18 protein-coding genes and 2 pseudogenes are annotated in these 19511 nt (G+C 69.2%); 5 read left to right on the top strand and 15 right to left on the bottom strand.

All coding sequences use genetic code 11. The annotated features are described in order from the left end of the window. The 6 genes and pseudogenes from FE633_RS06425 to FE633_RS06450 form a co-directional block, all read right to left on the bottom strand. Positions 1 to 492, bottom strand: a pseudogene (locus tag FE633_RS06425) (beta-ketoacyl-[acyl-carrier-protein] synthase family protein); the annotation flags it as partial. Next, positions 482 to 802 carry an acyl carrier protein gene (locus FE633_RS06430; RefSeq protein WP_138044128.1) on the bottom strand — a complete coding sequence of 107 codons (321 nt, stop codon included), beginning with the start codon at positions 800 to 802 and terminating at the stop codon, positions 482 to 484. The pseudogene FE633_RS06425 and the gene FE633_RS06430, both read right to left, overlap by 11 nt. Further along, the gene (locus FE633_RS06435; RefSeq protein ID WP_138044129.1) at positions 799 to 1074 is read right to left on the bottom strand and encodes an acyl carrier protein; all 276 of its coding nucleotides are present in this window, start codon (positions 1072 to 1074) and stop codon (positions 799 to 801) included. The genes FE633_RS06430 and FE633_RS06435 overlap by 4 nt, the downstream gene beginning before the upstream one ends. 96 nt (positions 1075 to 1170) lie before the next feature. Beyond that, entirely contained in the window at positions 1171 to 2580 is a 1410-nt protein-coding gene (locus FE633_RS06440) for a class I adenylate-forming enzyme family protein (RefSeq protein ID WP_138044130.1), read from the bottom strand. After that, positions 2580 to 3806, bottom strand: a complete 1227-nt coding sequence (locus FE633_RS06445) for a 3-dehydroquinate synthase II family protein (protein ID WP_138044131.1) — start codon at positions 3804 to 3806, stop codon at positions 2580 to 2582. The genes FE633_RS06440 and FE633_RS06445 overlap by 1 nt, the downstream gene beginning before the upstream one ends. Beyond that, positions 3803 to 4639 (bottom strand): class I fructose-bisphosphate aldolase family protein, encoded by an 837-nt coding sequence (locus FE633_RS06450; protein ID WP_138044306.1) that lies wholly within the window; start codon positions 4637 to 4639, stop codon positions 3803 to 3805. The genes FE633_RS06445 and FE633_RS06450 overlap by 4 nt, the downstream gene beginning before the upstream one ends. Positions 4640 to 5232: 593 nt before the next feature. Here FE633_RS06450 and FE633_RS06455 point away from each other — a divergent pair. Beyond that, positions 5233 to 6591 carry an MFS transporter gene (locus FE633_RS06455; RefSeq protein WP_138044132.1) on the top strand — a complete coding sequence of 453 codons (1359 nt, stop codon included), beginning with the start codon at positions 5233 to 5235 and terminating at the stop codon, positions 6589 to 6591. Between the two features lie 166 nt (positions 6592 to 6757). On the opposite strand, the gene FE633_RS06460 is transcribed toward FE633_RS06455, so the two are convergent. The 5 genes and pseudogenes from FE633_RS06460 to FE633_RS06480 form a co-directional block, all read right to left on the bottom strand. Further along, the gene (locus FE633_RS06460; RefSeq protein WP_138044133.1) at positions 6758 to 6997 is read right to left on the bottom strand and encodes a hypothetical protein; all 240 of its coding nucleotides are present in this window, start codon (positions 6995 to 6997) and stop codon (positions 6758 to 6760) included. An 88-nt stretch (positions 6998 to 7085) separates the two neighbouring features. After that, the gene (locus FE633_RS06465) at positions 7086 to 8018 is read right to left on the bottom strand and encodes a hypothetical protein (RefSeq protein WP_138044134.1); all 933 of its coding nucleotides are present in this window, start codon (positions 8016 to 8018) and stop codon (positions 7086 to 7088) included. Continuing rightward, positions 8015 to 8524, bottom strand: coding sequence for a DUF6932 family protein (locus tag FE633_RS06470; RefSeq protein WP_246113462.1), 510 nt, complete (start codon positions 8522 to 8524; stop codon positions 8015 to 8017). Before FE633_RS06470 ends, FE633_RS06465 begins: the two co-directional genes overlap by 4 nt. 52 nt (positions 8525 to 8576) lie before the next feature. Beyond that, positions 8577 to 8906, bottom strand: a pseudogene (locus tag FE633_RS48110) (helix-turn-helix domain-containing protein); the annotation flags it as partial. 143 nt (positions 8907 to 9049) lie between these two features. After that, positions 9050 to 9604, bottom strand: a complete 555-nt coding sequence (locus tag FE633_RS06480) for an ATP-binding protein (protein WP_138044136.1) — start codon at positions 9602 to 9604, stop codon at positions 9050 to 9052. Between the two features lie 154 nt (positions 9605 to 9758). On the opposite strand from FE633_RS06480, the gene FE633_RS06485 reads away from it, so the two are divergent. Next, positions 9759 to 10634, top strand: a complete 876-nt coding sequence (locus tag FE633_RS06485; protein WP_138044137.1) for a helix-turn-helix domain-containing protein — start codon at positions 9759 to 9761, stop codon at positions 10632 to 10634. Next, on the top strand, positions 10631 to 10843 hold the full coding sequence (locus FE633_RS06490) for a DUF397 domain-containing protein (RefSeq protein WP_138044138.1): 213 nt from the start codon (positions 10631 to 10633) through the stop codon (positions 10841 to 10843). Before FE633_RS06485 ends, FE633_RS06490 begins: the two co-directional genes overlap by 4 nt. On the opposite strand, the gene FE633_RS06495 is transcribed toward FE633_RS06490, so the two are convergent. From FE633_RS06495 to FE633_RS06505, 3 genes are all read right to left on the bottom strand, one after another. After that, on the bottom strand, positions 10830 to 11651 hold the full coding sequence (locus FE633_RS06495; RefSeq protein WP_138044139.1) for a MerR family transcriptional regulator: 822 nt from the start codon (positions 11649 to 11651) through the stop codon (positions 10830 to 10832). The genes FE633_RS06490 and FE633_RS06495 overlap by 14 nt on opposite strands. 116 nt (positions 11652 to 11767) lie before the next feature. After that, positions 11768 to 13483 (bottom strand): methionine--tRNA ligase, encoded by a 1716-nt coding sequence (gene metG, locus FE633_RS06500; protein ID WP_138044140.1) that lies wholly within the window; start codon positions 13481 to 13483, stop codon positions 11768 to 11770. 192 nt (positions 13484 to 13675) lie between these two features. Further along, entirely contained in the window at positions 13676 to 15232 is a 1557-nt protein-coding gene (locus FE633_RS06505; protein WP_138044141.1) for a VWA domain-containing protein, read from the bottom strand. Positions 15233 to 15468: 236 nt separating this feature from the next. On the opposite strand from FE633_RS06505, the gene FE633_RS06510 reads away from it, so the two are divergent. Further along, entirely contained in the window at positions 15469 to 17550 is a 2082-nt protein-coding gene (locus FE633_RS06510; RefSeq protein ID WP_138044142.1) for a PhoX family protein, read from the top strand. Positions 17551 to 17581: 31 nt separating this feature from the next. Here FE633_RS06510 and FE633_RS06515 read toward each other — a convergent pair whose 3' ends face one another. Next, on the bottom strand, positions 17582 to 18541 hold the full coding sequence (locus tag FE633_RS06515) for a LysR family transcriptional regulator (protein ID WP_138044143.1): 960 nt from the start codon (positions 18539 to 18541) through the stop codon (positions 17582 to 17584). A gap of 250 nt (positions 18542 to 18791) precedes the next feature. Here FE633_RS06515 and snpA point away from each other — a divergent pair, with 250 nt between their 5' ends. Further along, positions 18792 to 19457 carry a snapalysin gene (gene snpA / locus FE633_RS06520; RefSeq protein WP_138044144.1) on the top strand — a complete coding sequence of 222 codons (666 nt, stop codon included), beginning with the start codon at positions 18792 to 18794 and terminating at the stop codon, positions 19455 to 19457. Positions 19458 to 19511 lie beyond the last annotated feature (54 nt).

The following is a 19511-nucleotide window of genomic DNA, read 5'->3' on the forward strand; positions in this document are numbered from 1 at the left end:
GAGCCGCCCGGCCAGCACCTCGGTGAGCCGCGCGGGCACGGCGTCGGCGGTCCGCGCGGGCACGGCGTCCGCGGGCCGCTCCGCCGCCGCCTCTGTTGCGTCCGCCGCGCCTGTTGCGCTCGCCGCGTCGGCGGCCCGCCAGTAGCGGGTGATGCTGGTGCTGTCGCCCGCGATGCCGAGCAGGACCGCCGTACCGCCGCCTGCCGTACCGCTGCCCGGCGTACCGCCGCGCTCCGTGTCCGAGGGCAGGCCGGCCATGTCGACGGCTTCCGCCCCGCACTGGGCGAGCGCGTGGCGCAGCGCCCAGTCCTCGACCGCGTCGGGCCCGTCCGGGGCGGCGGCCGCCATCGGCGTACGGTACGGGCCGGTGTCGAACCTCGTGGTGGCCGTGAACGAGGGGGTTCCGGTGAAGACCCCGCGCCGCAGGGCCCCGGCGCCCGTGCCGAAAGCGGTGCGTACACCGAATCCGGTCACCGTCACCTCACCGCTCATCGCCGGCGCCCCCTTCCGCCCGGTCCGCCTGGGCGGCGCGCAGGAACTCGGTGAGCCGCCGGAGCGAGGTCAGCCCGGCGATGTCCTCGTCGGTGGGCTCCACGACCAGGCCGTGGCGCTCCTCCAGCGTGTGCAGCAGCCACACCAACCCGAGGGAGTCCAGCACCAGTTCGGCGTCCTCGCCGAGGTCGTCGGGCACCCCCGGGAAGATCTTGCGGTCCGACAGCAGCTCGCGCACGGTGTCGGTGGTGAGGGGTGCCGGCGCGGGAGTACGGCCGGCCGTGTCGCTCGCTGTGGCTCCCGTGCTCATGCCTTCGCACCGCGCCGGACCACCTCGGCGACGAGTCCGCCGAGGGTCAGGGAGGCCAGGGGCTCGATGTCGGTATCCGGTATCTCCACGCCGAACCGCGTCTCCAGCCGCAGAGTGAGCTCGATCAGGCTCAGTGAGTCCAGCTCCAGCCCGCTGACCGTCACCGGGCTCTCGTCCGTGATGCCGTCACGGCTCATCAGGATGTTCATCTCGTCGATGACCGTGGTCAGGACGAACTCGCGAATCTCGTCTTCCAGGGTTGACGTACTCATGAAAGGAAATCTCCTGTGAAAGGGGCATGCGAAGGGGAGAGGAGAAGGGGGAGGGAGAGGAGAAGGGAGGGGGACGAGGGGGACAGACCGCCCGGGCTACCGACCGCCCGCCGCGGCCGCCTGTATCGCGGCCGCCTGAGTCGCCGCCGCCCGCAGCGGGGCCGCCTGGCGCAGCAGCTTCCCGTTGGACGTGCGGGGCAGGGACTCCATCAGCCGGATCACCCGCGGCAGCTTGTAGTCGGCCAGCCGCTCCCGGCACCAGCGCAGCAGCTCCTCGGCGGACGGGCACTCGCCCTCGGCGGCCACCACGACATACGCCTCGGTCACGTCCTCGTGGACGAGGACCGCCTGCTCGACCGCCGGATGCCCGCGCAGCACGTTCTCGACCTCGGTGAGATCCACCTTGAGGCCGCCGATCACGACGAGGGAGTCGGCGCGGCCGTGCACCCGGACCGCCCCGGTGTCGTCCACCGTGGCCCGGTCCCGGGTGTGCAGCCAGCCGTCCGCGTACTGGGTGCCGCCCGAGTCGAAGAGATACGGCGACTCCTCCAGCGCGACGTCCAGTTCGCCCTTGTGCTCCCGTACGACCACTCCCGGTGCGGCCGGGCCGACCGAAGGACGGAGCGCGCCGCCGGCGTCCATGGCGACCACACCGGTCTCCGTGGTCCCGTAGGACTCGCCGACCGGCACGCCGTACCGTTCGGCGAACCGCGCCGCGACGTCCGGGGGCATCATCTCGCCGCCCGACACCGCGACCCGCAGCTCGGGCAGTTCGGGGGGATCGATGGCGGCGGCGAGCAGTTCGTAGTGCATCGGCACCCCGAACAGGGCGGTGATCCGGTGGTCCACCGCGGTCCGCAGGATGTCGCGGGCCGAGACGCGGGGCGCGAAGACCACGGAGACACCGGCCGCCAGCGAGTGCAGCAGCCCGCCGATCAGACCGAAGCTGTGCGCCGTCGAACTGAGCAGCAGCACCCGGTCGCCCTCGCCGGGCATGCCGGGGATCAGGGTGAACCGTTCCACCTCGGCGGCGAGCGACCGGGCGGTCCTGCCGATCACTTTCGGCCGCCCCGTGGAGCCCGAGCTGAACTGGACCAGCCGGTGGTCGGTGGTGGCCGGGGCGCCGGTTCTGCGGCACTCGGTGACGACCTCGTACTCGGGCTGGAAACCGAACGCCGCCCGGACATTGGAACCGGCCCGGACCATGAACTGCGGTCGGCAGGAGGCGCAGAGCGCCTCCACCTCGGCCGGTTTGAGCCGGAAGTCGAAGAGCATCACCTGGGCGCCGAGCCGCCACAGCGCGAGCAGCACCTCGACCTGGGTGAAGCTGGGCGGAGTGCGCAGGCCCACGGTGCTGCCCGGACCGATGCCGAATCCGGCGAACACCTCGGCCTGCTTGCCGACCCGTTCCCGCAACTCTCCCCGGGTGATGGTCTCCTGGCGGTGCGTCAGATAGGGAAGTTCGTCGTCCCGCCCGTCGAACAGCGCCTGGACCAGGGTGTCCATCAGACCTCCTTGCAGAACTCGCCGATCGGCAGGCCCACATGGCGCTTGTCCGTGGCCAGATAGCCGAGCAGCTCGTCGCCGGTCTGCAGTTCGGTGACGTTGAGGACCTTCCCGCCCGGCCCGAGCACGCGTACGTGCCAGTCGTCCTGCACGGTCAGACTGACCAGCTGTCCGTCCTCGGCGTGCGTGCGGATCTCAAGGAGCGGCCGGGACTCGAGTTTCGCCCGGCCGACCACGACCCGCCGGGTGCGGCCGTCGGCGCCGACCGCCAGCAGGGCGGTTCCGGAGCCGACCTCGCTCAGGTAGCTGGTGCGGTTCTCGGGTCCGAGCGTGTACGAGTGCAGGGCACCGGCGTTGACCCGGAACGGCCGGGTCGGCATGTACGGCAGCGGGTGGGTCTCGCTGCAGCAGAGTATGAACCCGGAGGAGTACGAGCCGACGAGGATGCCCTCGTCCTCCTCGAAGTGCGAGCAGGTGTCCACGCAGACCCGGTCGCCGAGACCGACGTGCCGGATGCTCTCCACGGTCAGTGTGGACAGCTCCAGTTGGGGTGTGGTGGCTTCCAGCAGCCGTGCCAGCGCGAACACTTCGTCGGCGCTGCGGGGTGCGTACAGGATGCCGTCCGAGCCGCGCTCAAGCACGTCGAAGACGATGGCCGCCTCTTCCAGGTCGGCGACGACGGTCACCAGCTTGCCCTCGGCGGACTCGGCCGCGGCGAGCACGATCTCCAGAGGGATCTTGGTCGGGTCGGCGAAGTGGATGACGGTGTACGGCAGCACCATGGCGCCCCCGTACGACAGCCGCAGGGTGCGGTCGTCCCGTACGTCGATGAAGCCGGCGGCGGGTGTGCCACCGGCGGCGGCACGGTTGTCCGCGGCGAGGGCGTCCAGCTCCTCCTGGGTGGTGAACTTCCGCAGAAGCAGGTCGATTCCGGCGTCGGCCGGGGACTTGGCGCCGGCCGCGGACTTGCCTTCCTTGGCGTCCTTGCCGTCCTTGGCTTCCTTGCCCTCCCTCGCTTCCCTGGCCTCCTTGTCGCCGGGCTTCTGTGCGGTGCCCGTGGCCGGGCCGCCGGGGGCCAGTACCCGGGTGAGGGTCGGGGGCAGCGTCCCGAGCAGTTCGGCATCGGTGGCCAGCACCCCGGCCATCCGGGTGTGGACAGCCGCGTCCACCACCGCCTGGAGCTGCGGCCTGGGGACTTCACGGAGATCGATCCATGCGAATCTCATGCGATACCTGCCACGATCGTCGAGTACTGAGCCATGTCATCGGTCATTCCGTTGGTGCTGTTGGTGCTTTTGCCGCTGTCGCCGTGCACGACCTCGGAGAGCCGGGACACCAGCGAGGCGGGTGAGGGGTCCGAGAAGATCCGGCGCCCGATGGCAAGCCCCCGGCAGCCGGCGGACATCGCGGCGGTTCCGTACTCGATGAGGTCGGAGCCGTCCGGCGGGCCTCCGGCCGCCAGGATGGGGATGGGGCTGTGCGCCACCACCTCGGCCATGCGCTCCAGCGGCAGGGCGACGGAGGTCTTCACCATGTCGGCGCCCAGGTCCGCGGCGACGTTGACCAGGTGCGCGAGGAGGGCGGGATCGTGCGGGTCCTCGATCCGGGGGCCCCGGGGGTAGACCATCGCGATCAGCGGCATGCCCCACGCGTCGCAGGAGCGGGCCACCGCCCCCAGATCGGCGAGCTGTTGCCCCTCGGTGTCCGATCCGATGTTCACATGGACGCTGACCGCGTCCGCGCCGAGCCGCAGCGCCTCCTCGACATCGCCGACGAGCACCTTGGCGTTGACATCGGCGGAGCAGGCGGTGCTGGCGCTGAGGTGCATCACGAGGGCGCAGCTCTTGAGGATGTCCGGTGCCAGGGCGCGGGCACGTCCCTTGTGGACGATGATCCCGTCGGCCCCGCCGGCCACGAGCGCTCGCACCAGATCGTCCCACTGGCCGGGCGGGACGATGGGGCCGTCCGAGACGCTGTGGTCGAGTGGCACGAGCAGGTGCCTGTCGTCACCCGCCAATGACAGTCGTCTCAAACGAAATAGCTTGCCAGTTTTCAGCATGGAAAATGCGCCTTCCCAGCCCAAAGGGCTGCGTGGCAAAGGTCCGGCAGCGACTTCTGGTGAACATTTCGGAATGTCGAACAGCACCACCCCGTGTGGGTCCCCGTGTCCGAAAAGCGATGGTCGTAGAACTTTCAAATTCGTCTACGCGTCAGCATTTCGTGCGTGATTACGGTTGGCAAGGCGTGATCACCCGCAAATTTTTATGTCGTCCCTTGCATGATTATTGACAGCGAATCGACAGGAATGACGGGGTTGACGGCGTCGAACGGTGATGTTCGTGGGGGGTTATGCGGTAAATGGCGAGGTGGCGTGTGCGGTGTGCTCTATGTGTATTGAGGCGATCTGTCCCTGTCCATAGCCGCATCAAGTGCTTTATTGCTGTTGCTCGTGTAACCAGGTGCTTATTGTTTCGCCGGCCTGTGCGGCCGCGTTCGGTTTATCGGACGAGGTCAACCGACGCTTCTTCCTTGTCGAAAACGAATTTCCGGGTTTAGGGTGACAGGCGCACTCCGGTTCCTGTTACATGCGTGGCCGTCCCCAAGCTGGCCCCGGACCCGTTCGGTCCCGGGCGTACCGGAAGTGAACCCCCCATGCCTGATTCACCGTCCAAGACCGTGCCCGAGACCGTCGGCTCCAGACCGGCCGCGTCACCACCGCCGGAAGCGAAGAGCAAGGCGCCGCGGGTCGCCGTGGCGAGCCTGGTCGGCACCACGATCGAGTACTACGACTTCGCCGTGTACGGCACCGCCTCCGCGCTCGTCCTCGGTCCCGCCTTCTTCCCCTCCGGCAACGCCACCGTCTCCTCCCTGGCGGCGTTCCTCACCTTCGCCGCGGCCTTCCTGGCCCGGCCGCTCGGTGTCGTCCTGTTCGGGACGATCGGTGACCGGCTGGGCCGCCGGCAGGCCCTGGTCATCTCCCTCTTACTGATGGGCGTGGCAACGGTGGGCGTCGGACTGCTGCCGACGTACGAAACCGCCGGACTCCTCGCTCCCGTACTGCTGGTGACGCTCCGTCTGCTGCAGGGCGTGAGCATGGGGGGCGAGTGGGGCGGGGCGGTGCTGCTCGCCACCGAGCACGCGCCGCCCGGACGCCGCGCGCTGTACGCGTCGATCCCGAACGCCGGCCCTTCGCTCGGCTTCCTTCTCTCCACCGCCGTCATCCTGCCCACCCTCAACATCGCGGGCCGGGACGGCTTCACGGACGGCGCCTGGCGGATCCCGTTCCTGCTCAGCGCGGTGCTCGTGGTGATCGGCCTGTGGGTGCGTGCGACGGTCTCCGAGTCGCCGGTGTTCAGCTCAGCGGCGCGCCGTACGGCACAGGCGCCGACACCGGTGTCCCGCTTCCCGCTCGGCACGCTGGTCAAGGAGTACCCGGGCCGGCTGCTGCTCGGCATCGGAGCGGCGATCGGCGGCTCGGCCGTCTACTACCTGACGATCGTCTACAGCCTCTCGTACGCACCGAAGGCGCTCGGCATCCCCCAGAACACGATGCTCACCGCCGCGAGCATCGGCGCGGCGGCCGGAATCGCCGTCACCCTCCCGGTCGCGCATCTGGCCGACCGGATCGGCCGCCGCCCGCTGATGCTGACCGGAGCTGCCGGCTCCGTCCTGTGGGCGGTACCCATGTACGCCTCCCTGAGCTCGCGCAACGCCGTACTGATCACAGGGGCGTACACCGTCGGGCTCATGTTGCTCGCGCTGATGTTCTCTCCGGCGGCGGCCTTCCTCGCGGAGCTCTTCCCCGCCCGGCTGCGCTACACCGGTGCCTCCGCGGCGTTCATCCTGGCCAACACGCTCGGTGGCGGCTTCGCCCCGTCCATCGCCACCTGGCTGAACAGCCGGTGGGAATCGCCGCTGGTGCTCGGCTTCTACACCGGCAGCCTCTGCTTGCTGAGCCTCCTGTGCCTGCTGGCCCTACCGGAGACGCGCGACGACGAGTTCGACATCTGAGGGTTGGTGTTTCCTTGGGCAACCGCGGGCTCGGAGCGGGCTGGAGTCCGACGCTCTCCGCCGGACTCCAGCCCGCGGGGAAGCAATCACTCACCCAGGTGTGGCGCAACGCCAGGTCGCTGCCCTCAGAAAGACGGGCCGGCAGTCCCGCCTTTCCCGGCAGCGGCTATTCGTTCCGGATGACCTCTACGGCGGAGGTGGCGGTGAGGGCGCGAATGAGCCAGGTGCGCAGGATGTCGGGGTCGAGGCAGTGGCTGATCCGCTGGCTGACGAAAAAGGGGACCTCGATGCCGCGGTGCTCCAAGACGATCATGATGGATTCGACGCGGACTTCGTGACGGCCTTGGTTACGGACCGACTCCAGGTTCTCCTGCAGGGCGTGCACCGTGAAAAAGGAGGCGTCCATGGCTGCGGCTACTCGCTTTCGAAGAGAGAGATGTGCACCGTCGGCCCGATGGCCAGGAGCGACCGGTCGGGGCGCGTGGTGGGCGCGTCTACGGTTCGAGGGGAAGCGACGTCTGTTGCGCCGCCGGGCCCAGATAGGTGTACTCGGCGGACCGGGCGATGCCCATGGAATCCAGCTGCTGCCGGAACCGGACGCGGAAGTGGACGTTGTCCCCCAAGCCGGGGCGCATGCGCAGCAGTTCCTCGGGATCCTCGAAGCGGACATCGTAGGCAGGCGCGTTCTTCGCGGTGCCCGTCTTCACTTTCACCAAGCCGCTCTCCCGCAGCTCGGTGACCCTGCCGGAGATGGTGATCTCCTGGTCGCGGTCCCTTGTCTCCCGGAGCCGCTTCACATAGCGCCTGCCCCGCTCGGTCAGCCGGGCGCGGCGCAACCCACCTTCGGCGTCGTACCAGGTCACTCCGAGGTTCAGTTCGTATCGGCTCAGCGCCCGGGACACCGCTTCGATCGCGTCGAAGAGCTTCACCCATTCGCGGATGTCGCGCTCCGATTCCAGAGCGTCGAGCAGTGTGGTGAGAGTGCCGAGCCTCGTGGCAGCGGCCGATGTGGCAGGGACGTCCAGGCCGTCGGGTTCGGCTGAGTCGACGGGAACGGTGACGGGTCGTGCGTGCACGACGGTACTGCCGGCGGAGATGCCGGTGAGTTCCAGCTGTACCGGAGTACCTGCAGCCACGGAGACCATGTGCTCCACGGGTTCGAGCAGCGCGTCACCCCACTCGAAGCGGAGAGCACCGCCGGCAGTGGCCGGTCCGGTCAATCGGAGCTGGAGTTCCTCTTCGAGCCGGGCGTCCGGAGCGTACTCGCGTGCCGCTGCCAGGCGGCTCGCGCGGTGTTCAGCCTCGATCTCCTCGTCGTCCCGGTCCTCGGTGCCCAATGCGTCGAGCAGCCGCGCGGCACGCTCCGTTTCGGCGGGGTCGTCCCCCAGGAGCGCGCGCCTGTCCTCGCGCCAGCTGTCGCCGGTCACAGTCGCACCTCCAGATAACCGCGTGCCGGGGCGGCACTCTCTTCGGACGGTGAGCGGTCGTTCTGATCGCGCAGCCGGCAGCGCTGCCACCAGTCATCCCACACACCCCGTTGTGTGAAGTATGTCCGTTCATCGAGAGTGAAGCGGTCTGTCTCGAAGATATGCGCAACGGGTTGGTACCCGATGCGAAGCGGCGAGACGCCGAACTTCTCTTTCATTCTGGCCCGGCTCTGGAAGGCGGTGGTCAGCCACTTCGAGCCCGGCTTTCCACGTATGGCACGTTCGGCGCGCGTGTCGATCAGGAGTGTGGCGTCGATGTTCCCGGGGTCGAGTTTGGTGCTGACGAAGCTGCCGCCGAGCCACAGCCTGTGGATCAGGGGAAGGCCTCCGAGGGCTCCCGCGTAGGTGTCCTCAAGCGTGAGGAAGGGGTCGAGATAGTTGTGGAGGCCGTCCCACAACTCTGTGCGAGTTGAGGAGTCCTCGAACTCGGTGGCACTGACCAGCATCTCCTCTGCCTCGTCGAAAGAGATGGAGTACCGGCCCAGCGGAAGAAAGGGTGCGGCGCAGGTAGCCGTGGGTCTCCAGTTCGCGCAGGGCGGCGGCGATACGGGTCGGGCCTTCGGGGAAGCGGGCGGCGAGGGTCTTGATGTCGGCGCGGGCGCCGGTGGGGAGCGACTGGATGTGGACGGCGAGTCCGATGGCCAGTCCGGACAGCTCCGGGTGCTGGGCGAGATGGTTGCCGATCACCGTGAAGCGGGTGGTGTGGCGGGAGTTGTCGTGGATGACGCCGCCCGGGTGAGTGTTCGCACGGGCGGCCTGGCGCGGGTGGTTTTTGCCCGTGGTACGGGTCTGGGCGTGCGGGTGCACGCTAGGGTTCTGCGTATCCATCGGGAAGCCTCTTCTTCCTCGGTGGTCAGGCCCTCGCTTTGGGATTGCAGTCCCGGCGGGGGCCGTCGCATGTCTGCGGTTGTGTGGGCCGCGCTGAGCGTAGAGCAGCCAACCTGTCCCGAAGCCAGCCGAGTTGGTGATGTTCACTCGCCCGAGTGAGCGTGCGCCGTGGGCGGGAGGGGTGGGGCTTGGTGAGGGGTCTTTCCCTCTCGTGGTTCTTTGGGAAGAGCGCCAGGCCCACCGGAACACACGGCGTCAGGCTCCGGTGGGTGCGGTGCCAGGTCGAGTTCGGCCCATACGGTTTTGCGAGGGACGGGGCCCAGTTCGACGCCCCAGCGGTCCGCGAGAGCCTCGACGAGGAGCAGGCCGCGTCCGGACTCGGTGTCGGGGGACGCCGGTCGGTGACACGGGAGGTCGTCACCGCGTGTGTCCGTCACCTCGATGCGGAGGGTCTCGCTGCTGGCCAGGAGGGCGAGGCGGAAGTCCCGCCCGGGGAGGCGGCCGTGGCTGGCGGCGTTCGCGGCGAGCTCGGCGACCAGCTGCTCGGCGGCCTCGGTGACGCCGTACGGCAGGTCCCAGTTGCGCAGCCACTCTGTGCCGAGGAGCCGGGCGAGACGGGCGCCGCGTGGCGTAGGCGACAGCAGGACGCTGAAGTGACGGGTCGGAGTGTCGAGTTGGGTGGACTTTTCCTTGTTCACGTCACTGAGCGTGGCGGTGCGTGCTTACCGTGAACAGTGACGACGCCGATGCGTACGGAGACTGTCCGGAGCTTGTCCACTGTTGTCCGGGCTGTCGGAACCGGCCGTAGGAGTACGGGCGTTGCGGCACGGACGTACGACGGAGGGGTGCGGGATGTCGGTGGACGGCGAGGTACGACGGCTCAAGAGCGAGGCGGACGAGCCGGGTTGGGAGGTGGACCCGGACGACGACTGGGGCGTGGCGGTCGTCGCGACTGTGGGGCGACAGCTGAAGTTGCGGCGGGAGGCGGCGGGCATGCGCGCCGCCGAGTTCGGGGCGGCGGTGGGGTACGGGGAGGACCTCGTCTACAAGATCGAGGGAGGCAAGCGGATTCCCCGGGCCGAGTATCTGGACAACGTGGACGAGGTGTTGGGGGCGGGTGGGTTGCTCTCGGCGATGAAGGAGGATGTGGCGAAGGTCCGGTATCCGAAGAAGGTTCGGGATCTGGCGCAGATGGAGGCCAAGGCGGTCGAGATCGGCGTGTACGAGTGCATCAGCGTCAACGGCCTGTTGCAGACCCCTGAGCACGCGCGAGCCTTGTTCGAGGTGTGGCAGCCCGCGTATTCGCAGGACGACTTGGAGCGCGTGTTGGCTGCTCGCATGGCCCGGCAGTCCGTCTTCGAGCGATCACCAGCGCCTTCGCTCAGCTTCGTACAGGAAGAGGCGACGCTACGACGCCGTGTTGGAGGCACAATGGTGTGGCGTCAGCAGCTCGAACGTCTGCTGGAGGTGGGCCGGTTGCGCAACGTCACGCTTCAGGTGATGCCGACGAGCGGCGGAGCTCACCCAGGACTCAGTGGAAGGATCGAGGTCCTCAAGTTCGCTGACGGAACGGCTGTGGGGCGATCCGAAGGCGCCTACAACGGCCGCCCCACTTCCGATCTTAAGCAGCTCCGCATCCTTGAGCTGCGGTATGGCACCATCCGGGCTCAGGCTCTTCCACCGGGGGAGTCACTGGCCCTCATTGAGCAACTGCTTGGAGAATCATGATCCGCAAGGCTTCTGCCGGAGACTCCTCCGAGCTGAAGTGGTTCAAGAGCAGCTACAGCAGCGGCCCTGACGGCGACTCCTGCATCGAAGTCGCCAGCGCCCCCGGCACCGTCCACGTCCGCGACTCCAAGAACATAGGCGGCCCTGAACTCGCTCTGACGCCGGAGGCGTGGGCAGACTTCGTGGCGTATTCCGTCAGGCCTTGGTGACCGGGGCCTGCAATTCCGTCACCCACTCCTCGCGGTTCTCGGGGCACTCCAGGTTGATCTCCCGGGGATAGCCGGCCGATCGGTAGCCGTGGCCGTCGATCCAGCGGGCCAAGGCCTGGGCCGTGGGCAGCACGGTGTCCATCGAGCCGCGGTGGACGATCGTCGCGGCCTGCTCGATGGACGGCAGATCGAGTACGCGGACGTCACCGTCCTGGACAGGGGCCGAGACCTCCATGGCGGCATGGACGTGGATGGCGCCGCCGCCTTCCGGGGCGTCCTCGTAGTAGGCCACGCCGGGGCCCGACGGGGTGATACCGGCCGCTTCGAGGCGGCGGAACAACTCCTGGTAGAGAGGTCCGATGACAGGTCCGATGTCCTCCGGCTCGTAACTGGCGGCGGTCGCGGTCAGTTCCGCCACCCGGACAGCCGGGACCTGCTTGATGACGACGTCGTTCGTGGGCATGCGGCCCTCGCTTTCGATCGACCGGAGCCTTGCCTCGACCTGGATTAGACGTGCCGCCTCGGCGGCCATCGTGGCTTCCAGTTCGGCCCTCCGCAGCCGCAGCATGCCGCGCAGTTCCTCGGTACCGACCCTCTCGTCCACGATGTCCTGCACCTGCTGGAGGGTGAAACCGAGTTCTTTGAGTGCGATGACGCGGTTCAGGCGGGTGAGCTGAGCGGCCGAGTAGTACCGGTAGCCGGTCGTGGGGTCGACATGAGCCGGGCGCAGCAGTCCGGTCGCGTCATAGTGGCGCAGCATCCGGACCGAGACACGACCGTGTCGGGCGAAGTCTCCGATGGTGAACATGACGTCTCCGAGTTCAGCGCCTGACACCGTGTGAGGGTCAAGGCATCGGCAACGACGCAGGGGGCCCGGTCACGTCGTACGACGTCACCGGGCCCCGTGCACTGAACGTTCGTGAGTTACTCCGGCTCGCCGCCGAAGCGCTCCTTGTAGGCCGCCAGGTCGTCGTCCGTGATCTTGGCGAAGAGGACCGGGGGCACGGTGAAGGGCGTACCGGCCGGGACGGAGGACAGGGCGCGGGCCTCGTCCGCCGTGACCCAGGCCGCCGTGTCGTCCGTCAGCGTGAAGGCCGAGCGCATCGCCTTGGAGGAGGCCGGGATGAAGGGCTCCGACACCACCGAGTAGAGGTGGATCAGGTTCATCGCGGTGCGCAGGGTGAGGGCCGCGCCCTCGGGGTTCGTCTTGATCTCCAGCCAGGGGGCCTTCTCCTCCAGGTAGGAGTTGCCGGCCGACCACAGGGCGCGCAGCGCGGCCGCCGCCTTGCGGAACTGGATGGCCTCCATGTGCTCCTCGTACTCGGCGAGGAGACGGGCGATCTCCGCGCCCAGCTTCGCCTCCGCCTCGCCCGGCTCGCCGCCCGCCGGGACGTCGTCGCCGAAGCGCTTGCGCGAGAAGGACAGGACGCGGTTGACGAAGTTGCCGAGCGTGTCCGCCAGGTCCTTGTTCACCGTGGCGGTGAAGTGCTCCCAGGTGAAGGACGAGTCGTCGGACTCGGGGGCGTTGGCCATCATGAAGTAACGCCAGTAGTCGGCGGGCAGGATCTCCAGCGCGTCGTGCGTGAAGACACCGCGCTTCTGGGACGTGGAGAACTTGCCGCCGTAGTAGTTGAGCCAGTTGAAGGCCTTGATGACGTCGACCTTCTTCCACGGCGCCCGCGTGCCCAGCAGGGTCGCCGGGAACATCACGCTGTGGAAGGGCACGTTGTCCTTGCCCATGAACTGCGTGTAGTGGACGTCGGCGTCCGACTCCCACCACCACGAGCGCCAGTCCCGGTTCTCCGGGTCCTGGTCCGCCCACTCCTTCGTCGAGCCGATGTACTCGATCGGCGCGTCGAACCAGACGTAGAAGACCTTGCCCTCGGCGGCCAGATCCGGCCAGGTGTCGGCCGGCACCGGGACGCCCCAGTCCAAGTCTCGGGTGATCGCGCGGTCGTGCAGACCCTCGGTCAGCCACTTGCGGGCGATCGAGGAAGCGAGGATCGGCCAGTTGTCGGCGCGCTCGTCGACCCACGACTCGACCTCGCCGGCCAGCGCGGACTGGAGGAGGAAGAGGTGCTTGGTCTCGCGGATCTCCAGGTCGCTGCTGCCGCTGATCGCCGAGCGCGCGTCGATCAGGTCCGTCGGGTCCAGGACGCGCGTGCAGTTCTCGCACTGGTCGCCGCGGGCCTTGTCGTAGCCGCAGTGCGGGCACGTGCCGATGATGTAGCGGTCCGGCAGGAAGCGCCCGTCGGCATTCGAGTACACCTGGCGGATGGCCCGCTCCTCGATGAACCCGTTGGCCTTGAGCTCGCGCGCGATCTCCTGCGTGATGTCGCGGTTCTGCGGGGACGAGCTGCGGCCGAAGTAGTCGAAGGCCAGCTCGAAGCCGTCGTACACCGCCTTCTGCGCGTCGTGCGCCTGGGCGCAGAACTCGTCGACCGGGAGCCCCTGCTCCTTCGCGCCCAGCTCGGCCGGGGTGCCGTGTTCGTCCGTCGCGCAGATGTAGAGGACGTCGTGGCCGCGCTGGCGGAGGTACCGGGAGTACACGTCCGCCGGGAGCATGGACCCCACCATGTTGCCCAGGTGCTTGATCCCGTTGATGTACGGAAGGGCGCTGGTGATGAGGTGTCGAGCCATCGCGGGCTGCTCCCAAGTCGCTACGCGGGGTGACGGTTCTCTGGTGCTTCGACCGTCTACGAACCTTGAAATCGTAGCCGACTGGTATGGGCCGCCCGCTCCCCGTTTTTCGGGGTGAGAAGCGGGCGGCCCGGGGGTGGAGCGGGAGGTGCGCTCACGGGTGCCAGGTACCTACAGGTGCCTACCGGTGGCCTACGGGCGCCAGGCCGCCAGTACGCCCTCGTAGAACTCCTGGTCCGTCAGCTCTAGCGGGGTCGGGCCCGCGTGGAAGAAGGCCGTGTTCTCGGTCTTCAGCTTGCGGAGGTAGTCGAAGGCCTTGTTGTCGTGCTCTCCGAAGGCGACGAAGGAGAAGAAGACGCCCGGGTGGTTCTTCGCCGCGTCCGTGAGGGACTGGGTGGCCGGGGTCTTGGCGTCCGGGGCGCCGTCCGTCTGGAAGATCACGAGGGCGGGGGCCGTCGGGTCCTCCGACTTCTGCTGTTGCGCGATCACTTCCTGTACGGCCGCGTGGTAGCTCGTACGGCCCATGCGGCCGAGGGAGGCGTGCAGCTCGTCGATCTTGTTCTCGTGGTCGGTGAGGGTGAGCTCGCCGGTGCCGTCCAGCTCCGTGGAGAAGAAGACGACGTGGACGGTTGCCTTGGGGTCGAGGTGGGCGGCGAGGGCGAGGGACTGTTCGCCGATGGCCTGGGCGGAGCCGTCCTTGTAGTACGGGCGCATGGAGGCGGAGCGGTCCAGGACGAGGTAGACCTTGGCGCGGGCCTTGGTGAGGTCGTGCTTCTTGAGGGCTGTGGCGGCGGCGGTGTACGCCGTGGCGAGGGCGGGGGGCAGGTCGGCCCCGGGTCCGGCCTCGGCTTCGCCTTCGGCCGGGTTGTTTTTCCCGCCCGCACTACCCGTGCGGCTCTCGTCGTCGGGTGCGGGTGGCCCCTGTGGGGCCTCGGCGCCGTCGGCGGCCGCCGGCTCGTCCGCCTGCGCGGCGATGGGCTCGGGCGCGGGGGCGGGTTCCGGAGTCACCTCGGCGGCGACCGGCTCGGGCTCCACCACGGGCTCAGGCTTCGCCTCGGGCTCGGCGGCCGGGGCCTCGGCGGCGACCGGCTCGGGCTCCACGACCGGCTCCGGCTCCGGGACCACCTCGGCCACAGGCTCGGGCTCCACCACGGGCTCAGGCTTCGCCTCGGGCTCGGCGGCCGGGGCCTCGGCGGCGACCGGCTCGGGCTCCACGACCGGCTCCGGCTCCGGGACCACCTCGGCCACAGGCTCGGTCTCCACGACCGGCTCGGGCTCCGGCTCAGGAGCCACCTCGGCCGCAGGCTTGGCCTCCGGTTCCGGCTTCGCCTCCGGCTCCGGCTCCGGCTCGGGTTCCGGCTCCGGTGCCGCAGGCGTGCGCTCGGCCGCCTCCGCAGGCTTCGCCTCGGGCTCGGGTTCCGGCTGCTCCGCCGGAGGCGTCTGCTTCGGGACCGACACGTTGTCGAACGCCGCCGATACCAGGTCGTCCAGGCCGGACGCCTTGGTTTCGGCCGCCGGGGTCGAGGCCGAGGCCTCGGACTCGCGGACATCGGCCTCGGAGGCCGTGGCGGTCGTGGCGGTCGGTGCGGTCGCTGCCGAGGGTGCAGCCGGTGCCGCCGGTGCCGGTTCGGCGGCCGGTTCCGGTGCCGTCTCCTGACGTGCCTCCGGCACGACGGGCTCGGCACCCTCGGACGGACGCCCCTTGCGTGACTTTCCGAACGCGTTTCGCAGGAGGTCGAGAATGCCCATTGCGCAACCCTTCGCATGAGTTGGTTCCGTCAATCCCTGGCCAGGACGGATACGTAAGGTTAGCCGCCACGTTTGAAGATCTTCGTCAGGCCCGGACCTGGGACCGCACCCGGCGTCGGCGCCGACTCCAACTCCCCGTCGGATCCCTCGCGTTCACTCCTCGTTCACTCGGCGGCTGTGTCCCCGAGCCCGTCTGCCCCTAGCGTCACGCTCGATCCAGAAATAGGGGAGAGACCGTGCGCAACCTGCTGCCTCTGATCGGCTCGACCGGCTCGCACCCGGGCGGCCGTTCCGCGATGACCTGTCGATTCCGCTGTGGTGACGCCTGCTTTCACGAGGTGCCCAACACCAGCGCCAACGAGTACGTCGGCGACATCATCGCCGGTGCGCTCAGCCGCCGCTCCATGATGCGGGCCGCCGCCGTGGTGACGGTCACCGCCGCGGCAGGGGGTGCGGCCGTCGGCTCCGCCGCCGCGCAGGCCCCCGCTCAGACGACCGACGCGGTTCCGGCGGTTCCGGAGACGTACAAGAGCGGCAAGGGGGCGCGCGGTCTGCGGTTCACTCCGGTCGCGCCGAACACGGCCGATGCCGTGTCCGTTCCCGAGGGCTACGGCCAGAACGTGGTCATCCGCTGGGGCGAGCCCATCCTCCGCGGCGCCCCGGCCTTCGACCCGGACCAGCAGACCGCCAAGGCGCAGGCGGGCCAGTTCGGCTACAACAACGACTTCCTCGCCCTGATCCCGCTGCCGGGCGAGCGCGGCCGCCAGCTGCTGGTGGCGAACCACGAGTACACGGACGAGATCCTGATGTTCAAGGGATACGACGCCGCGAACCCGACGCGCGAGCAGGCCGAGATCGCCTGGGCGGCCCACGGCCTGTCCGTCGTCGTGGTGGAGGAGGAGCGGAAGAGCGGCAAGCTCACTGCCGTCCCGCGCCACCCCCTCAACCGCCGTGTCACCGCGACCACCGAGTTCCGGATCACCGGCCCGGCCGCCGGCTCCGACCTCCTCAAGACCTCCGCCGACCCGACCGGCACCAAGGTCCTCGGCACGCTCAACAACTGCGCGGGCGGCGAGACCCCCTGGGGCACCACGCTGCACGGCGAGGAGAACTTCAACCAGTACTTCGCCAACAGCAGCCGGGCGACGGACAAGCGGTACGGCATCGGCACCGGCGCCTCCGAGCGCAAGTGGGAGCGTTTCGACAAGCGGTTCGACGTGGCCCAGGAGCCGAACGAGGTCCACCGCTTCGGCTACGTCGTCGAGCTCGACCCGTACGACCCCACCTCCACTCCCCGCAAGCACACCGCTCTCGGCCGCTTCAAGCACGAGGGCGCGACCATCCGCCTCACGGCGGACGGCCGTCCCGTCGCCTACACCGGTGACGACGAGCGCTTCGACTACTTCTACAAGTTCGTCGGCAGCAAGCGGATGAAGACGGGCCACTCCCGGGCCGTACGCGAGCACAACCTCTCCCTCCTCGACGAGGGCACCCTCTACGTCGCCAAGCTGACCGGAGACTCTCCGGCCGCCGAGATCGACGGCACCGGGAAGCTCCCGTCCGACGGCGAGTTCGACGGCAGCGGCGAGTGGATTCCGCTGGCCACAGCCACCGCCGACGGCGCCGTCTCACACGTGGACGGTATGACGGCGGAGGAGGTCTTCGTCTTCACGCGGCTCGCCGGTGACAAGGTCGGCGCGACCAAGATGGACCGGCCCGAGGACATCCAGCCGTCCCCGCACACCGGCAAGGTCTACGTCGCCCTGACCAACAACAGCAACCGCGGTGTCGGTACGAACGCCAAGGCGGACGAGGCCAACCCGCGCAACGCCAACAAGCACGGCCACATCCTGGAGCTCACCGAGGGCCGCAACCGCCCGGAGAGCAAGACCTTCGGCTGGTCGCTGTTCCTCGTCGCGGGCGACCCGGCGGACCCGGCCACGTACTTCGCGGGCTTCCCGAAGGACAAGGTCAGCCCGATCTCCTGCCCGGACAACGTGAACTTCGACTCGTACGGCAACCTGTGGATCTCCACCGACGGCAACCAGCTCGGCTCGCACGACGGTCTGTTCGGCGTCGCGACGCGCGGCGAGCGGCGCGGTGAGCTGAAGCAGTTCCTGACCATGCCGAACGGTGCGGAGACCTGCGGTCCGATCGTCCAGGACCGCCGGGTCGTGGTCTCCGTCCAGCACCCGGGTGAGATCGACGGCGCGACCGTCGAGAAGCCCGCGAGTGCCTGGCCCGACGGGAAGGGCAAGATCGTCCGCCCGTCCGTGGTCGCGGTGTGGCGCAAGGACGGGTCCGACGTGGGCGTGTGAGGCGCGAGGCGTAAGCGGCGTCAGCCGTACGTCATGTGCTGACGTGTACGTACATGGGGGCGTCCCTCTCCGGAGGGGCGCCTCTCTTTTTCAGCCACTCCCGATAGCCGGGCGACTGCCGTGCCGTCTCCCAGTACGCCTCCTCCAGGTCCGGGTAGACGGAGTCCAGGTCCGCCTGCGTACGCGCCGCGAGGAGCAGGCGTACGCCGAGGGGGTCGCCCTGGATGCGGCGTACCGCCATCTCGGAACGGGACAGACAGGTCGGCTGGCAGACCGTGACGACCTCGCCGGTGGCGACGAGTGAGGCGGCGGTGTGGTAGTCGCCGTGCAGGATGCGGGGGCTGAGGCCGGCCGAGCGGAGCATCCGGTGGACGGCGTCCCACTCGCCGTCGACGGTCGGGTCGACCATCCAGCGGTCATGGGCCAGCTCGGCGAGGCGGACCACGGGGCGCGCGGCCGCCGGGTGGTCCGTCGGCAGTGAGACGAACTGGGGCTCCCGTTCGACCAGGACGCGCAGCCGCAACCCGTCCGGGATGCGCAGCGGGCTGCCCTCCACCTCGTGCACGAAGGCGATGTCGAGCTGGCCGTCGGCGAGCATGCGGAGCAGCGCGTTCGCGGAGACGTCCATCTGGAGGATCGGCTCCTGGCTGCGGGCGCGCAGGCGGCGCAGCCAGCCCGCGAGGGCCCGGCTCGCGGTGGAGCCGATGCGCAGCTGGGGTCCGTCCGCGGCGGCGGCCCTGGCCTCGGAGACCAGCGAGCGCATTTCGGCCACCAGGGGGCGGGCCCGGCCGAGGACGACGCGGCCGAGCGCGGTCGGGCGGCAGCCGGTGCGTTCACGGGTGAACAGCGCCCCGCCCAGCTCCTGTTCGATCCGGCGCAGCTGGGTGCTCAACGAAGGCTGGGCGACGCCGAGTTGGCGTGCGGCGCGGTGCAGGCTGCCGGTGTCGGCTATGGCGCACAGCGCACGGAGGTGCCTGACCTCAAGCTCCATGCGGTGAGCCTAGGACGGCCTGTCCGGCCACACCAGACGCACAAATCCCATCCGAAGTGGGCGAGTTGGTGCAGAGGAGCGACCGATTCCGACTGACCGGTAACCACGGACGGGCGGAGTGGTGCCTGACTGATGACCGATCTGTGCCCGAGTGATAGCCGCGTCCTATCGCCGGTTGCCATCATCACAGCCGCCGCACAGGCGTCGACACTCACCGATGACGACTTCACCCCCCACACGAGGAGTCATCATGCGACTGTCCCTGCCCAAGTCCCGGGCTGTGGTGTCGACCGCGATAGGTCTCGGCCTCGCGGCCGGCGCTTTCGGCGCGGTACCGGCCTCGGCCGCCCCAGCGGCTCCGGCCGCCGCTCCGGTGGCCGGCTACCACGGCTCGTCCGAGGAGGCCAAGGCCAACAAGGCGTTCTTCGAGGCCGTGCTGAAGTCCGTGGCCGAGAAGCGGGCCGCGAACCCGCGCGCCGCCGCGGTCACCGTCACCTACGACGCGTCCGACGCGCCCACCTTCAGCGCGCAGATAGCCCGTTCCACCGAGATCTGGAACGGCGCGGTGGCGAACGTGCAGCTCCAGTCGGGCTCCAACGCGGACTTCGAGTACCGCGAGGGCGACGACGCGCGCGGCTCGTACGCCTCCACGGACGGCCACGGCGGCGGCTACATCTTCCTCGACTACGCGCAGAACAAGGAGTACGACTCCAACCGCGTGACCGCCCACGAGACCGGCCATGTGCTCGGTCTGCCGGACCACTACGAGGGCCCGTGCAGCGAGCTCATGTCGGGCGGCGGCCCCGGCCCGTCCTGCACCAACGCGAACCCCGACGCCAGCGAGCGCTCCGAGGTCGAGCGGCTGTGGGCCAACGGTCTCGCGAAGGCCCTGCAGAAGGTGAACCAGGCCGGGTAGTTCCCGAAGTCCGAAGTCCGCAGTTCGAAGTCCGAAGTTCGAATCCGTGGTCCG

The organism is Streptomyces montanus, assembly GCF_005786655.1.
GTDB classification, from domain to species: Bacteria; Actinomycetota; Actinomycetes; order Streptomycetales; family Streptomycetaceae; genus Streptomyces; species Streptomyces sporangiiformans.

Coding starts and splice junctions, on each gene's coding strand:
- FE633_RS06470 (WP_246113462.1), bottom strand. CDS start 8,524: ATGCTGGTCAGTGCCACCGAGTTCGAGGACTCCTCAACTCGCACAGAG.
- FE633_RS06435 (WP_138044129.1), bottom strand. CDS start 1,074: ATGAGTACGTCAACCCTGGAAGACGAGATTCGCGAGTTCGTCCTGACC.
- FE633_RS06515 (WP_138044143.1), bottom strand. CDS start 18,541: ATGGAGCTTGAGGTCAGGCACCTCCGTGCGCTGTGCGCCATAGCCGAC.
- FE633_RS06440 (WP_138044130.1), bottom strand. CDS start 2,580: ATGGACACCCTGGTCCAGGCGCTGTTCGACGGGCGGGACGACGAACTT.
- FE633_RS06495 (WP_138044139.1), bottom strand. CDS start 11,651: ATGTTCACCATCGGAGACTTCGCCCGACACGGTCGTGTCTCGGTCCGG.
- FE633_RS06430 (WP_138044128.1), bottom strand. CDS start 802: ATGAGCACGGGAGCCACAGCGAGCGACACGGCCGGCCGTACTCCCGCG.
- FE633_RS06445 (WP_138044131.1), bottom strand. CDS start 3,806: ATGAGATTCGCATGGATCGATCTCCGTGAAGTCCCCAGGCCGCAGCTC.
- FE633_RS06460 (WP_138044133.1), bottom strand. CDS start 6,997: ATGGACGCCTCCTTTTTCACGGTGCACGCCCTGCAGGAGAACCTGGAG.
- FE633_RS06490 (WP_138044138.1), top strand. CDS start 10,631: ATGATCCGCAAGGCTTCTGCCGGAGACTCCTCCGAGCTGAAGTGGTTC.
- FE633_RS06505 (WP_138044141.1), bottom strand. CDS start 15,232: ATGGGCATTCTCGACCTCCTGCGAAACGCGTTCGGAAAGTCACGCAAG.
- metG (WP_138044140.1), bottom strand. CDS start 13,483: ATGGCTCGACACCTCATCACCAGCGCCCTTCCGTACATCAACGGGATC.
- snpA (WP_138044144.1), top strand. CDS start 18,792: ATGCGACTGTCCCTGCCCAAGTCCCGGGCTGTGGTGTCGACCGCGATA.
- FE633_RS06485 (WP_138044137.1), top strand. CDS start 9,759: ATGTCGGTGGACGGCGAGGTACGACGGCTCAAGAGCGAGGCGGACGAG.
- FE633_RS06455 (WP_138044132.1), top strand. CDS start 5,233: ATGCCTGATTCACCGTCCAAGACCGTGCCCGAGACCGTCGGCTCCAGA.
- FE633_RS06450 (WP_138044306.1), bottom strand. CDS start 4,639: ATGCTGAAAACTGGCAAGCTATTTCGTTTGAGACGACTGTCATTGGCG.